This is a genomic window from Pseudomonas cistanchae (assembly GCF_054483635.1).
The window spans coordinates 1,392,500-1,406,675 of sequence record NZ_JBTLWN010000001.1 but is presented as its reverse complement, the minus strand read 5'-3'; the positions used below and the strand labels follow the sequence as shown (position 1 = coordinate 1,406,675).

The 14,176-nt window shown below is 64.8% G+C and carries 10 protein-coding genes; 6 read left to right on the top strand and 4 right to left on the bottom strand.

Translation table 11 applies throughout. The annotated features are described in order from the left end of the window. Positions 1-5: 5 nt before the first annotated feature. Together malF and malE (ACX0MV_RS06425) are read right to left on the bottom strand one after the other, a co-directional pair. Positions 6-1,574: a maltose ABC transporter permease MalF gene (gene malF / locus ACX0MV_RS06430; RefSeq protein WP_458981634.1), complete on the bottom strand. Its 1,569-nt coding sequence runs from the start codon at positions 1,572-1,574 to the stop codon at positions 6-8. A gap of 59 nt (positions 1,575-1,633) precedes the next feature. After that, entirely contained in the window at positions 1,634-2,821 is a 1,188-nt protein-coding gene (gene malE / locus ACX0MV_RS06425; RefSeq protein ID WP_458981633.1) for a maltose/maltodextrin ABC transporter substrate-binding protein MalE, read from the bottom strand. 357 nt (positions 2,822-3,178) lie between these two features. Here malE (ACX0MV_RS06425) and ACX0MV_RS06420 point away from each other — a divergent pair, with 357 nt between their 5' ends. Both ACX0MV_RS06420 and ACX0MV_RS06415 read left to right on the top strand, forming a co-directional pair. Further along, positions 3,179-5,236 carry an alpha-amylase gene (locus tag ACX0MV_RS06420; RefSeq protein ID WP_458981632.1) on the top strand — a complete coding sequence of 686 codons (2,058 nt, stop codon included), beginning with the start codon at positions 3,179-3,181 and terminating at the stop codon, positions 5,234-5,236. A 109-nt stretch (positions 5,237-5,345) separates the two neighbouring features. Continuing rightward, the gene (locus ACX0MV_RS06415; RefSeq protein WP_458981631.1) at positions 5,346-6,434 is read left to right on the top strand and encodes a protein kinase family protein; all 1,089 of its coding nucleotides are present in this window, start codon (positions 5,346-5,348) and stop codon (positions 6,432-6,434) included. Positions 6,435-6,550: 116 nt separating this feature from the next. Here the strand turns inward: ACX0MV_RS06415 and ACX0MV_RS06410 are convergent, their stop codons facing one another. Both ACX0MV_RS06410 and ACX0MV_RS06405 read right to left on the bottom strand, forming a co-directional pair. Beyond that, on the bottom strand, positions 6,551-7,084 hold the full coding sequence (locus ACX0MV_RS06410) for an REP-associated tyrosine transposase (protein WP_458981630.1): 534 nt from the start codon (positions 7,082-7,084) through the stop codon (positions 6,551-6,553). A gap of 246 nt (positions 7,085-7,330) precedes the next feature. Beyond that, positions 7,331-8,983, bottom strand: coding sequence for a glucan 1,4-alpha-maltotetraohydrolase domain-containing protein (locus ACX0MV_RS06405; RefSeq protein ID WP_458981629.1), 1,653 nt, complete (start codon positions 8,981-8,983; stop codon positions 7,331-7,333). Between the two features lie 428 nt (positions 8,984-9,411). Between ACX0MV_RS06405 and ACX0MV_RS06400 the strand changes: the two genes are divergently transcribed. The 4 genes from ACX0MV_RS06400 to ACX0MV_RS06385 all read left to right on the top strand — a co-directional run bounded on the left by ACX0MV_RS06400 (position 9,412) and on the right by ACX0MV_RS06385 (position 14,168). Next, complete coding sequence (locus ACX0MV_RS06400) at positions 9,412-10,686, top strand: maltoporin (protein WP_458981628.1); 1,275 nt, start codon at positions 9,412-9,414, stop codon at positions 10,684-10,686. Between the two features lie 125 nt (positions 10,687-10,811). Further along, on the top strand, positions 10,812-11,732 hold the full coding sequence (locus ACX0MV_RS06395) for a MalM family protein (RefSeq protein WP_458981627.1): 921 nt from the start codon (positions 10,812-10,814) through the stop codon (positions 11,730-11,732). 109 nt (positions 11,733-11,841) lie between these two features. Continuing rightward, the gene (gene malE / locus ACX0MV_RS06390) at positions 11,842-13,074 is read left to right on the top strand and encodes a maltose/maltodextrin ABC transporter substrate-binding protein MalE (protein WP_458981626.1); all 1,233 of its coding nucleotides are present in this window, start codon (positions 11,842-11,844) and stop codon (positions 13,072-13,074) included. Positions 13,075-13,172: 98 nt separating this feature from the next. Next, on the top strand, positions 13,173-14,168 hold the full coding sequence (locus tag ACX0MV_RS06385; protein WP_458981625.1) for an SDR family oxidoreductase: 996 nt from the start codon (positions 13,173-13,175) through the stop codon (positions 14,166-14,168). Positions 14,169-14,176 lie beyond the last annotated feature (8 nt).

Below are 14,176 nucleotides of genomic sequence, written 5' to 3'. Positions count from 1 at the left end.
GTTCCTCAAACCTTCACTTTGCTTAGCTTCAGATTCAGCCAGGCCATGGCACCGACGACGATAAAGATCATGGTGGCGATGGCGGCGGCCAGGGCGAAGTTCTGCCCCGAATCCTGGAAGGCGATGCGGTAGGTGTAACTGACCAGCAGATCGGTGGTGCCCGCTGGCGTGGTGGTGCCGAGGATGTCCGGGCCGCCACGGGTGAGCAGGGTGATCAGCACAAAGTTGTTGAAGTTGAAGGCGAAGCTGGCGATCAGCAACGGCGCCAGTGGCTTGATCAACAGCGGCAGGGTGATCTTCAACAGATTGTCCAACGGGCTGGCGCCGTCGATCGCCGAGGCTTCATAGAGGTCGCGCGGAATCGCCTGCAACAGGCCCATGCACAGCAGCAGCATGTACGGGTAACCGAGCCAGGTGTTGACGATCAGGATCATGCTGCGCGCCAGGGTCGGGTCGCTGAACCAGTCCGGGCGAACGCCGAACAGCGAATCGAGCATCAGGTTCAGCTCGCCGAAGTTCTGGTTGAACAGGCCCTTGAACACCAGGATGGAAATGAACGCCGGCACCGCGTACGGCAGGATCAGCATCATCCGGTAGAACGGCTTGCCTGCAACCAGGTCCCACTGCAGCAGGCTCGCCAGCACCAGGCCGACGGCCAGAGTAAACACCACGGTCAGCGCGGCGAAGCACAGCGTCCAGACGAATATCTGCATGAACGGGCCGCGGATCTTCGGGTCGGTCAGCACCTTGGCGAAGTTGCTCCAGCCGGCATACACGGTGAAACCTGGGGTTACCCGCTGGCCTTGGCCATCGACGTAGAAGCCGATGTCATGGTCGGCGGTCAGGCGTGCACCGGTCTGGGTGTTGAGCAGCGCGCCATCGTCCTGCAGGCGGTACAGCGGCTTGACCGCTGCCACTTCGCGCAGGCCATACAGACGCAACAGTTCGCCCTGGGCGCCGCGCAATACCCATTGTTCCAGCTCGCCACGACGTTGAATCACCTCGCGCAGCGCCAGCGCTTCGCCGATCTCGCCAGCTGCGGTTTGCGGGCTGAGGCTCAGGGGTTCGGCATCAGCCGGGTCGCCGGCCAGCGGCGCGGACACGAACACGCCCTGCTCGCCTTTGTCGACGCGCATGCGCAGTTGGCCCTGGGCGTCCTGGTGCAGGCTGAAGGCATAGCGCTCGCCGGAAACATGGGTCTGACGCAGGTGGTAGCGCTGCACCTGATCGAAGCTCAGGAGGTTATTGCCGCTGTAGTTGGTGAAGCCGATGCCCACCGTGTACAGCAGCGGAAAGATCACGAACACCAGCATGCCCGCCACCGCCGGAAAGATGTAGCGGTGGGCATAGGCGCGCTTGTTGATGAAGATGAAACTGGCCAGCCCGCACACCACCAGCCCGAGCAGGGCGAACACCGTTTGCCCCTGGGCGTACAGCGCCACCACCAGGTACAGGGCAAAGCCATTGCACAGCAGCCAGAGCGTCCAGCGCAGGGCGGCGGGCAAGGTGGGGAAACTCAGGGTTTTCGACATGGCAGGGGCAGGCAGCTCGGCAGACAGATTGACGGCAGACATCGGAATCTTAGCCTCATGGCGCGCAGCCGGTGGCGACAGGTGTCACCGGCTGCGGGTTTTCACTTGACGATGCGCTTGGCGGCGTCGTCGAGGGCGGCGTCCACGGGCTGACGGCCCGAGGTGATGTTGGTCAGCGCTGGCTCCATGGCCGACCAGAACACGCCCATTTCCGGCACGTTCGGCATTGGCCGACCCTGCTGGGCACTCTCGAAGGTGGCCTTGATCAGCGGGTCCTGGGACAGCTCGTCCATGTAGGCCTTGTTCGCCACCGCGCCGAGCGGCACGTCGGCGTTGACGGTTTTCAGGCCCTCGACCTGCAGCAGGTAGTTCTCGAGGAACTCCACCGCCAGCGCCTGGTTCGGGCTGGCCGCGTTGAGGGTGGCCGCCATCACGCCGGAGAACGGCTTGCTGGTGCCCTCGCCGACTGCAGGGATCGGCGCCACGCCGAAGTCGATGCCGCTTTTGCGCGCGTTCGCCCAGGCCCAGGGGCCGCTGATGAACATCGCCGACTCGCCCTTATTGAAGGCGGCCTCAGCGGCGCTGTAATCGGCGCCCTTGGGCATCACACCTTCGTCGATCAGGCGCTTGAGCACCGCCGCACCCTGCTTGGCACCTGCGGTATTCACCCCGGTGGTGGTGACGTCGTAGCCGGAACCGTCGTTGCCGAATGCATAACCGCCATTGGCGGCCAGCAGCGGCCAGCTGAAATACGGTGTGTTATAGGCCCAGAGGATGGCGCGCTTGCCGTCTTTGGCCAGCTCCTCATGAAGGGCGAAGACTTCATCGAAATTGGCAGGCGGGGTTTTTACCAGCGCTTTGTTGTAGATCAGCGCGGGCGCTTCGATCGCGATGGGATAACCCCACAGCTTGCCCTGGTAACCAACGGCGTCCCACGCCAGGTCGGCGATGGCGTCCTTGCTCTTGGCGCTCGGGTTGACCGGGGCGAGCAATCCGCTCTTGGCCCATTCGCCGATGCGGTCATGGGCCCAGATGAAAATATCCGGGCCGTTGCCGGTGGCGGCGGCCTGCTGAAACTTGTCGGTGGCGCTGTCGGGGTGAGCGACTTCGACCTGGATGCCGGTGTCGGCGGTGAATTTCTCGCCGACCTTGGCCAGCCCTTTATAGCCCTTGTCACCGTTGATCCAGATGACCAGCTTGCCTTCTTCGATGGCAGCCATGGCCGCATGCGGCAGGCTCAAGGTTGCGGACAGACCGATGACGGCTGCAGCAAACAGCTTTTTGTTCATGTGTAGTTTCCTCGTGGCTTCTTATTTTTGATCCACAACAGTGTGTCTGCGCACTGCGGCAACCGCGCCAAGCGCTGCATGCCGATCCGCTCAAGAACGCACCCTTCAAGGCAGCTCGAGATGATGCATGCACTGCAACGCCGAGCGCGCTGGTTGCTCAACGGCCTGACAACCCCATACTCGGCCAGCCACTGGGCCGACACATCCTCCCCGTCGAAAAACCGGGGGGGCGTAGAAGCGGGGCGTAGTCTGCCAGCCAGCGCGCGCAACGGGGCGAACTTCGCCCCTCGCTACGCCTGCACACGGGCTGCGGATACCGGCTAAATAACCGCCGATGCCCATTCTGCGGAGTTCGAGATGCGTCCCCTTAGTCAACGCCTGCTGGCCCTTTGTTTCAGCCTCTGCCTGCCAATCGCGCTGGCCGAACCCGCGCTTGAAGCGCAACTCGACAACGCCCCGCTGGCGCTGCGCTGGCAGGCGCTGGACGACCAACGATTTGCTGCCGAACTGCAGCTCACCCCTGGCCGCCTGCGTCTGGGCAAGCCGAGCGGTAGCGGTGAATCGCTCAAGCCGTTCCAGCGCCAGGTGCTGCAGCCTGACAGTCGCTACGACTTTGCCGTGCCCAAGGCAGGCCGCTACCGCCTGCTGGTGCAAACCGGCGCCGAGGCCCATCTGCGCCTGTTGCCCATGCCGGCCCAGGCGAAGCCAGCCGAAACCGCCTGCCGCAGCTGGAACGGCGAGGCCCTGGAGGTCAACGTGTCCGGTGTATTCGCCGACGGCCAGCAGCTGCGTGATGCCTACAGCGGTCAGAGCGCGCAGGTAGCAAACGGCCGAGTCAGCCTGACGCCGGCCGCTGACAGCGGCGGTTTATTGCTGCTCGAAGCCGCCAGTGCGACAGCCAACGCCGCCCATAATTGGCGCAACGCCACTGTCTACTTCGCCCTGACCGACCGATTCGCCAATGGCGACCCGAGCAACGACCGCAGCTACGGCCGCACCCCCGACGGCGAGCAGGAGATCGGCACCTTTCACGGCGGCGACCTGAAGGGCCTGACCGGCAAGCTCGATTACCTCGCCAAGCTGGGCATCAGCGCGCTGTGGATCAGCGCACCCTACGAACAGATTCACGGCTGGGTGGGCGGCGGCGATCAGGGCGACTTCCGCCACTATGCCTATCATGGCTATTACGCCCTCGATTACACCCAGCTGGACGCCAACATGGGCAGCGAGGACGACCTGCGCGAGCTGATTCGCCAGGCCCACACCCGCGGCATCCGCGTGCTGTTCGATGTGGTGCTCAACCACCCCGGCTATTCAACCCTGGCTGATATGCAGCGCTTCCAGTTCGGCGCGCCGCGTGACGGCATGGCTCAGTACCTGCCCGCGCAGTGGACGCAGTGGCAACCGGAAAGCTTCGAAAACCTGCACGCCTACCACAACCTGCTCGACTACCAGCACCCGAGTTGGGCCAATTGGTGGGGCAAGGACTGGGTGCGCGCCGGTATCCACGATTACCCAACGCCGCCCAGCGTGCTGGTCGACCCTCATCAGGGCTCCTTGGCGTTTCTGCCAGATTTTCGTACGGAGAGCCACGCGCCGGTCGCCCTGCCCGCCTTTCTCAAGCACAAGCAGCCGACCCGTGCGGTCGAGCGCGACGGCCACCGGGTGCGTGACTACCTGAATGAATGGCTGACATTCTGGGTGCGCGAGTTCGGCGTCGATGGCTTTCGCGCCGACACGGTCAAGCATGTCGAGCCGGCGGCCTGGGCCGAACTGCGCGCGGCGGCCGACAAGGCGCGGGCGGACTGGGCCAGGGTCAACCCGAACGACCCCTTCGCGGGCGAACCGTTCTGGATGGTCGGTGAGGTGTTCGGCCACGGCCCGGAAGTCAGCGACTACCAGCGCAAAGGCTTCGACGCGCTGATCAACTTCGCCTTTCAGCAGGAGACCGCCGCCAAGGCCAGCGATTGCCTGCGCCAGGCCGAGGGCAGTTATCGCCACTATGCCGAGCTGCTGGCGCAGAACCCCGGGCATAACTTTATGAGCTACGCCTCGTCCCACGACACCGCACTGTTTTTCGCTGAACAGAAAAACGACTTGGCGCGCCAACAGGGCCTGGCCAGCGCGCTGCTGCTGAGCCCCGGCGCAGTGCAGATCTACTACGGCGACGAAAGCGCACGGCCGCTGGGCCCGAGCGGCTCCGATCCCTACCAGGGCACCCGTTCGGACATGAATTGGGCTGACCATGACGCACCGCCAATCGCCAGCCTGCTTAGCCACTGGCAACGCCTCGGCCAGTTCCGCGCGCGCCATCCGGCGGTCGGCGCCGGCAGTCATCGGCAGTTGTCGGAGACGCCCTATGCTTTCGTCCGCGAACTGGGCGAAGACAAGGTAGTGATAGTCCAAGGGCCCTAGCCCGGTGCGCACGGCGCACCCTACGCCAAACCCACTGCGCCCCGTAGGGTGCGCCACGCGCACCATCCCACACCACCCGCCTACTCACCATTCCCAAAGAAGAGCCGCGATGACCGCCGAACAAGAACGCCGACAAAGCCAACTGGCCTTTATCGCTAGCGGCGCCGAACTGGAAATCGGTCGGCCCACCGATTGCCCGCTGCCGCTCGAACAACTCGCCGCCACCCAGGGCGACGAGGCCTATGTGCGCGAACGTTTTTCCGGCGGCCTGACCGCCCACGTTTATCGGATCGAGGCAGACGGCCGCGACTGGACGCTCAAGCGCGCCCGCGAGCGCTGCCTGGTGCAGAACCCCGATGGCCAGACCAGCTTCCTCAACGAGCTGCAACGGCGCGCCGACCTGCGCCAACTGAAGCGCGATGCGCGGCTCGGCAAGCGCCTTGGCGCCATCGTCGACACCCAGTACGCCAGCCTCAATCGCGGCATCCTGCTGTCGCCTTGGATCGCCGGCGACGCGGTAAGCGAGTGGAACGAGCGGCAACTCCTCGACCTGTTCGACGTGCTCGGCGCTCTGCTGCTTGGCGGCCTGTTCGAATGGGACCTGTGCCCCGGCAACACCCTCGACGACGGCAGAATCCGTCTGTTCGATTTCGGCTATATGTACCGCTTCGATCCGCTGCGCCAGTTCAACAGCAACGGCACCGCCACGCCGCAATTCCACGCTGCCGAACGCTTCGAGACGCGCCAGTATTTCGCCCACCTGCTGCGCCTGGAACAGCACGGCGACAGCCTGGCGCTCGCCGCCTTTCGCCTGGAAAAACAGATCGCCCTGCTGGCCTACCAGCGTCTGCACCACGAGCTGAATAGCCAGGGCGCGAGCAGCGGCGTGCTCGATTGGCTAAGCGCAATCATGAAAGACTGGTGCGGTGCGCTGAGCGGCGACCTGGAGGGCCTGTACCTGCGCGAAGCCTGGCGCTCGCATAACCTCGACCTGCACGACGACCTCAGCGGCCAGACCTGCACGCCGCTGACCCTGCAACGCATCGACTGGCTCGAGCGTACCGCCCAGCGGCGCTACGCCGACCTGCAGCGCCTGGCGGTATTTGGCGATACGTCACTGAGTGCGGCAACGCTGGTGAATGAGTTTGCCGAGGCCAGACAGTTGGCCCAGCAGTGGCAAATCCAAAACAGCCCGTAACCCGGCACACGTAGGGTGCGCCCTGCGCACCAAAAGCCACCGCCCAGCCAACCGCAAAACGGTGTGCGTGGCGCGCCCTACTCGAACGAACGCTGCTGCGCCGCGCGCACCATCGATCACTCGCCAAACGCCCCTTGCGTATCACCGCTTCCTCCCCAATCCGCCGGATACACGCCCTCGCGCACCAGGCGGTGATAGCTGGACCAGGGCCAGTCGGCAACCCGATCGACCAGGGCATGCCGCACCGGATTCCAATGCAGGTAATCCAGGTGCTGGCGATAGTCCTGCTCGTCGCGGATGCGATGCTCCCAGAAGCGTCGCTGCCACAGGCCGGACTCGCGGCGTAGCCTGCGGCTCAAGCTGATGCTGCCGGATACCTGGGGCATTGCCTGGCTGGTCAGGCGCTTGATCATCGACCAGCGCTGGGCAAAATCGGCGTCACCTTCGGGCAGTTGCCAGAGACAGTGCAGATGGTCGGGCAGCAGCACCCAACCATGAATGCTGAAGGGATGGTTCTGGCGCACCTGCTCAATGGCCAGACGCAGGGCTTCACGCAACCTGGGCTGGGTGAGCACAGGCTGGCGGCAATGGGTCACCACGGTGAAGAAATAACAGGCACCGGCATCCCGGGCACGGCGGTAGTTGGACATTCCTTGTCTCCTGACGCGAATCCTTTGCTTAGGGTAGACCCTGGTGCGCATGGCGCACCCTACAGAGTCCACCGCCATCCCGTAGGGTGCGCCGTGCGCACCAATGGCAAAATCGATAAACCGCGCGATGGTGCGCGCGGCGCACCCTACAGGGCCAATATCCACCGCCAACCCGTAGGGTGCGCCATGCGCACCAAAGCCATCAGCCAGTGAACCGCGCGACGGTGCGCGCGGCGCACCCTACTGTCAGAAGCTGCCGGTGGTGCTCGCTCCGGCGGCGCTGACGACCTGGTTGTTGCCGCCCGGCTGCCAGGTTTTCACCTGGTTCGGGTTGCTTTCGCTGCGCACGATGCACTTCCACTGCACGCTCTGCTGGGCCGGCAGGCTGATGCTGCCCTTCCAGGTCGGGTAGGCGCTGACGTCGGTGAGGCGCACCGCACTGGCCGCGCTCCAGTTACCCAGCTGGGCCAAGTTGCCGACCGCATACACGCTGTCGCCCGGCTGGGTCACGCCGTTATTACAGCGGAAGTTGACGCTGACCAGATCGCCGCCCTGGTCGGAGCCCGTGGTCCAGATGCGCAGCTTGCCGCCATCCTGATTCAGTGCCGCATTGAAACTGCCGCTGGCAACTTGGCCTGGATTGCCCAGATTGGAATCCAGGGCGATAACCAGGGTTTGCGCGGTGCCGGTCACGGTTGCCACCAGGCCGGAATAGCCGTTGTGGAACTGGATCGCCGAGTCGGCGCGCACCCCAGCGGCGCGACGGATCTGGATCAGCTGGCGGATCAACGGGCCCTGCCCCCAGTCGTACATGTGCGACCAGTACACCACCGGCGTACCGGGGCTGGAGAGGATGTAGGCATAGGCCTGCCTGACCAGGTCATCGCGCAGCGCCCAATGGTGCTGGCCGCCGTTCTGCCCCGGCGAATAGCCGGTGTCGTGGTTGTCGACGAAGGTCACCGCCACTTCGCGCCAGCGCGCATTGGGGTTGCCGTTGAGGCCGTTCTTCCAGTCGGCGATGGCGCCGTTCTGCATGCGCTCCTTGAGGGCGAAGTCGAAGATCGGGCACTTCGCCCGGTCCGACCAGTCCTTGAGGATCTGCTGCCAGCTTGCACTGTGGCGCCAATCCCAGGTCGGGTACTCGCTTGGCGACTTCCACAACTCGCCGACGCAGAAGGCGTTGTCGTGGGCCGCGCCCATCCAGCTATCGACCCGCTCGCCGGCGTAGCCGCGCACGAAGTCGAAGCGGAAGCCGCCGGCACCGTAGTTGTTGCGCAGGTTGGCGAATTCGTCACGGAACATGCCGTACACCTGCGGCGCGCCGGTATTGAGGTCGGCGTCGCCACCGATGAAGCGGTCGCCATCGTCGCAGTCATTGGCGTAGTTGCCGGGGTCGGCGCAGTCGTTGCGCCACAGGCCCTGACCGGCCGGCAGGTTGATTTCCTTGTTCGGATAGCCGCGGTTCATGTGGTTGGGCACGGCGTCGTACAGCACCTTGACCTGGGCGTTGTTCAGCGCGCTGGCGGCTTGCTTGAGCTGGGCATCGCTGCCGTAGCGGCCGTTCTTGTTGAAGTCGTGCCAGAAGTAGCCTTCGCCACCGCCGGAGGTGGCGCCGTCGCTCCAACTGGAGAAATCGCGCCAGGGCACCGGCATCCAGATAGCGCTGAAACCATCGGCAGCGATGGTCGGGGCCATGTCGCGCAGCACGTTGTACCAGTTGTTCGGCGATTCACGGACGACGTTCCAGTGAAAGCCTTGCAGGATGATTTCGTCACCCCCGTGATAACGCACGCCAGCCGGCGTCTTGCCAGCAAGGTCGGCCGCCTGGGCGGCGCCGAGGGTCAACAGCAGGGATGAAACCGCCAGCGCCAAGCGGGCGGGAGACAGGCAATGGTTCATGTGTAGCTCCACTCTTGTAGTTGTTATTGAGCATCCGACTGCGGGTTCGTCAGGTCGTCGAAAACTACCGTTGCCGCGTTCCACCACCTATCCCCGGACGATGACGCCACTGCGGCGCATAGCGCCACCCTTGCAGGCTGCCCCCAGGCACGGCTGCCGCACTACCTCCCCAACGGTTTTTTTTATGGCGTAGTAGCCAGGCGTAATTCCCCGGCAAATGCCACGCCTTCCCCGCCCCCAGCTACGCCCCAGCGCTCCGCCTGCAAAAAACTTTGCAAGGAGGATGTCGCGAAATTCGCCGATCTCCACTCTTCCCGCACCGCCTAAGCCGGGATCGGTCACCACCGCGCGCTGCGGCGGTCAGCAGGCAACGCTGCCTAAGAGCCTGACTAACACGCCTTACTAACAACAAGAAAAAGGACCCTGAGATGAATACGCAAACAACTGCTCGCTTTCTGCAACCCACCTTGCTGGTCGCCGCCATGCTTGCCACAGCGCCCGCCCTGGCGGTGGATTTCCATGGCTACCTGCGTTCGGGTATCGGCGCCACCGCGGGCGGCGGCGACCAGGCCTGCTTCCAGGCGGCTGGCGCGCCGGCCAAATACCGCCTCGGCAACGAATGCGAAACCTACGCCGAAGTCGGCCTGGGCGCCGAAGTGTGGAAGGAAGGCGAGCAGAGCTTCTACGTCGACAGCATGATCGCCTACAAGTCCGACCAGGCGAACGACTGGGAAGCCACAGACAGCGACGGCGGCAGCGCCTTCAACAACGGCGTCAGCTCGATCCGCCAGTTCCACGTGCTGGGCAAGAACCTGCTGGAAAGCCTGCCGGGCTCGACCATCTGGGCCGGCAAGCGCTACTACAAGCGCCATGACGTGCACATCAACGATTACTACTACTGGGACGTGTCCGGCCCCGGCGCCGGCATCGAGGACATCGACCTGGGCTTCGCCAAGGCCCACGTGGCCTGGATGCGTAACAACGATGGCGATTACGTGTACGAAGGCACCGGTACCGGCACCAACGTGGCCAACGACACGCTCGACTTCCGCCTCACCGACATCGACACCAACACCGACGGCAAGCTGATCGTCGGCTACGACTACGGCAAGGCCAACCTCACCGACGAGCAGGAAAGCGACCCGGGCTACACCGACCAGAAAGGTCACCTGGTCACCCTCGAACACACCCAGGGCAACTGGTTCGGCGGTTACAACCGGCTGGCCGTGCAATACGGCACCGACGGCATCATCGGCAGCAGCGGGCGCAACAGCACCGGCAACAGCGACGGCAGCATGCTGCGCCTGGTCAACCACGGCGTGATCAGCATGACCGACGACATCGAGATGATGTACGTGCAGATCTACGAAGACCGCGACCTGGACAACGAAACCGGGCAGACCTGGGCCTCGTTCGGCGTGCGGCCGATCTACAAGTGGAACGACGTGATGAGCACCGCCCTCGAGGTCGGCTACGACCGTATCAAGCCTCAGGCCGACGGCGAAGAGTCGCGCGACCTGACCAAGGTCACCCTCGCCCAGCAATGGTCGGCCGGCCGCAGCTTCTGGGCTCGTCCGCAGATCCGCGTGTTCGCCACCTACGCCATGTGGGACGGCGGCCGCTACCAGGCTGCCAGCGAGTCCATCGAGGTCGGCGACGACGACGGCCTGACCTTCGGCGTGCAGGCTGAAGCCTGGTGGTAACCGAGTTACGGCGCGCCCCAGCGCGCGCCGGCAGGCAGTAACGCTATATCCACGCTGCTCCAGTGGTCTTACCCCGGTCCGCTCCGGCCGGGGCCTTTTTTACCAGCGCGCCTAACGAGGCCTCCATGAAGCCACTCAAATTCACCCTGTGCATGCTCGGCCTGTTGCTGGCCGGTTGTGCCAACGAATCCCTGCGCCGGGTCGATGTTCTGCATCCCAGCCCCGCGCCCCTGAAAACCTCAGAAGCGGACGCCAGACGCTTTCTCGATGCGGCCCAGCCGTGCTGCGCCAGCCTGCGCGAGCTGCCGTACACGCGCATCCCGGCCAACTTCAGCGGCGACGTATTGATCGACCAGAGCGCACCGGTGTTTGCGTTCGACAGTGGCAAGAGTTTCCTGCGCGCCTTCCAGTTGCCGGCCGACAGCAAATCGTTCGAGATTCGCCTGTACAGCCAGGCCGGCGACACGGTGCTGGCGCCCAACGCCATGCTGCTCGACAGCCAGTTCCGCGTGACCCGCCTGCTCGGCCCGGACGATTTCGTCTACGGCGCAGCCGCCGGGATGAAAAGCGACAGCCTCGATGCCCGCCTGCGCGTCGACCGCCTGTACCCGGACAACCCCGGCAACGAGCATTACCTGGTGCTGTACAGCTCCGCCGAGCAGATGAGCGGCCAGACCGTTATCGAGCACCCGGCCAAGGCCTACGCCAGGGCGCTGGGCAACCAGCCGCCGAACATTCCTGATCTGGTGGCCAAGCATGCGCCGGTGGGCGTGATCAAAATGGTTCTGATCGAAGACAAGGTCGCCGGGCAGACGGCCAACACCTATGTGCCGCCCTACAGCATCGGTCAGCCGATGGGCAACAACGTGCCCTCGGTGCCGGCACCGGCGGTGTTGCCGGAAACCCAGGCCTACTACCGCCAGGGCATCGACGCCGCATTGGCGAGCAAGGACCTGCAACGCGCCCTGCGCCTGGCCGACGAAGCCGAGCGGGTCGGTGACGCCAGCGCCAAGGCCTACCTGCTGGAACGCGTGCAGATCAAATGACCCAGCGCGCGGCGCTATCGCCGCGCCTCGCTCAGCCCTGCACCTCTTCACGCCCGCTGCCGACTCGTCGCCCGCGGGCGTGCTCCGTCATACCCTTGCGAGAACTCACATGAACGCTTCGCTGAAGGCAGGCGCCCTGGCGCTTTTGCTCTGCGTGACCGGCTCCGCCCTGGCATTCGAACGTAATACGCTGCTGGTCTGGGTCAGCCAGGACAAAGGCTTCAACGGCGTCGCCGATGTCGGCCGCCGCTTCCACGCCGACACCGGCATCGAGGTGAAAGTCGATACCCCGGAAGACCTGGCCGCGCGCTACGACCGTCAGGCCGCTACGGCCAAGGGGCCGGATATCGTGATATTCGCCCATGACCGCTTCGGCTCCTGGATCGACGCTGGCCTGCTCGCCAGCCTGACGCCCAGCCAAACCGCGCTGCAACGCGCGCCGGCGTTTGCCTGGGAAGCGGTCAGCGTAGCCAAGCGCACTTACGGCTATCCGCTGTCGACCGAGGTGGTCAGCCTGATCTACAACAAGGCGCTGCTGCCCAGCCCGCCGCGCACCTGGGCCGAGGTGGTCGAGCTGGACCGCGAACTGCGCAGCCGCGGCAAACGCGCCATCGAATGGGACTACCAAAATCTGTACTTTTCCTGGCCGGTGATCGCTGGCAATGGCGGTTACAGCCTGCACAAACGCGATGGCCTGTACGACCTCAACGATACCGGCATCGCCAACCCCGGCGCGACGGCGGGCTTTCAGCAGATCAAAACGCTGCTCAGCGCCGGCGTACTGCCGGCCGCAGCCAGCTACGACAGCATGATGAACGGCTTCAAGGCGGGCGAGGTGGCCATGATCATCAACGGCCCCTGGGTGTGGAACGAGCTGCGCGCCGCCGGCATCCGCTTCGGCGTCGGTTATGTGCCCGGCATCGAGGCCGAGCGGCCCGGCAAGCCCTTCGTCGGCATCGTCGCCGCGGCGATAAACGCCCACAGCCCCAACAAGGCCGAAGCGCAGCGTTTTCTTGAGGACTATCTGACCACTGCCGAGGGCCTGCGCAGCATCGACGCAGACAAGCCGCTGGGCGCGGTGGCCAACCTGGAGCTGCTGGCGAGCCTGGGCGACGACCCGCTGATCGCCCACACCTACGCCTCCGCCGCCAGCGGCGAAATCATGCCCGATGTGCCGGAAATGAAACGCTTCTGGGCGCTGTTCCAGAGCCGCCTGGGGCCGATGCTGCACGGCGAGCGACCACTTGAGGCGACGCTGCAGGAGATCACCGCGCGCCTGAGCAAGCAGGCGCAGATGCAGGCCACCCGCCGCCGTCATTACCCGCTTTCGCCCGTACCTTGAAGCGGCAACGCGGTCATTCGGCAGAATGATGGAATAAATCCGGCAGCGCGCAGGTCAGCCCTAAAGAACCGTTATTCAACGAACGAGGAGAACTGCACATGACGATGCAATCGCTGCACGGCGCGCTGGTGGTCATCACCGGCGCATCCAGCGGGATTGGCCGGGCGACCGCCCATGCCTATGCAAGGCATGGCGTGAAACTGGTATTGGCAGCGCGCGACGCTCAGGCACTTGAGGCGGTGGTGGGCGAATGCCAGCAACACGGCGCCAGCGCTCTGGCCGTACCCACGGACATGACCGACAACCAGGCCGTCGGCCGTTTGCTCGACGCCGCCGCCGAGTTCGGCGACGGCCATATCGCTGTCTGGATCAATAATGCCGGCGTCGGTGCGGTGGGCGCCTTCGACAAGACGCCATTATCGGCTCACGAGCAGGTCATCCAGACTGACCTGCTCGGCTATATCCGCGGCGCCCATGGGGTGCTGCCGTACTTCAAGGCCCAGGGCTGCGGCGTATTGATCAATACGCTGTCCGTCGGCAGCTGGGTAGCGCAGCCCTTCGCCAGTGCCTACTCCGCCGCCAAATACGGGCTGCGCGGCTTTACCGAGACGCTGCGCGGCGAGCTGACCGAATGGCCGAATATCCACGTGTGCGATGTCTACCCGGCCGTCATCGATACCCCAGGCTTTCGCGATGGCGGCAATTACACCGGTCGCGCGCTGACGCCACCGCCGCCGTTGTATGACCCACGCAAGGTCGCCGATGCCATGGTGCGCCTGGCACTACAGCCGAAGCCGACCACTACGGTGGGTGCCAGCGCATCCGTGATGCGGGTTTCGCATTTCTTGCTACCACGTTTCGATTGGTTGTCTGGCAAGTTGACCAGCGCAGCCCTACGTCGCGCCGATCCCAGCGCAAGCTCCTCCGGCAACCTGTTCGCGCCCGCCTCTGGCGAAAGGCGAATCGATGGTGGCTGGCGCAAGCCACAACGCGCGGGAGCGCTGGTCGCTGCTGGGGTCGCGGCAGCCGTGCTGATCGGCGTGGGCGTGGCTTATGCGCGGCATAGCACAGCGCGCATCAGCGCTACGCACTGAGCCCTGCT

Coding starts and splice junctions, on each gene's coding strand:
- malF (WP_458981634.1), bottom strand. CDS start 1,574: ATGTCTGCCGTCAATCTGTCTGCCGAGCTGCCTGCCCCTGCCATGTCG.
- malE (WP_458981633.1), bottom strand. CDS start 2,821: ATGAACAAAAAGCTGTTTGCTGCAGCCGTCATCGGTCTGTCCGCAACC.
- ACX0MV_RS06420 (WP_458981632.1), top strand. CDS start 3,179: ATGCGTCCCCTTAGTCAACGCCTGCTGGCCCTTTGTTTCAGCCTCTGC.
- ACX0MV_RS06415 (WP_458981631.1), top strand. CDS start 5,346: ATGACCGCCGAACAAGAACGCCGACAAAGCCAACTGGCCTTTATCGCT.
- ACX0MV_RS06410 (WP_458981630.1), bottom strand. CDS start 7,084: ATGTCCAACTACCGCCGTGCCCGGGATGCCGGTGCCTGTTATTTCTTC.
- ACX0MV_RS06405 (WP_458981629.1), bottom strand. CDS start 8,983: ATGAACCATTGCCTGTCTCCCGCCCGCTTGGCGCTGGCGGTTTCATCC.
- ACX0MV_RS06400 (WP_458981628.1), top strand. CDS start 9,412: ATGAATACGCAAACAACTGCTCGCTTTCTGCAACCCACCTTGCTGGTC.
- ACX0MV_RS06395 (WP_458981627.1), top strand. CDS start 10,812: ATGAAGCCACTCAAATTCACCCTGTGCATGCTCGGCCTGTTGCTGGCC.
- malE (WP_458981626.1), top strand. CDS start 11,842: ATGAACGCTTCGCTGAAGGCAGGCGCCCTGGCGCTTTTGCTCTGCGTG.
- ACX0MV_RS06385 (WP_458981625.1), top strand. CDS start 13,173: ATGACGATGCAATCGCTGCACGGCGCGCTGGTGGTCATCACCGGCGCA.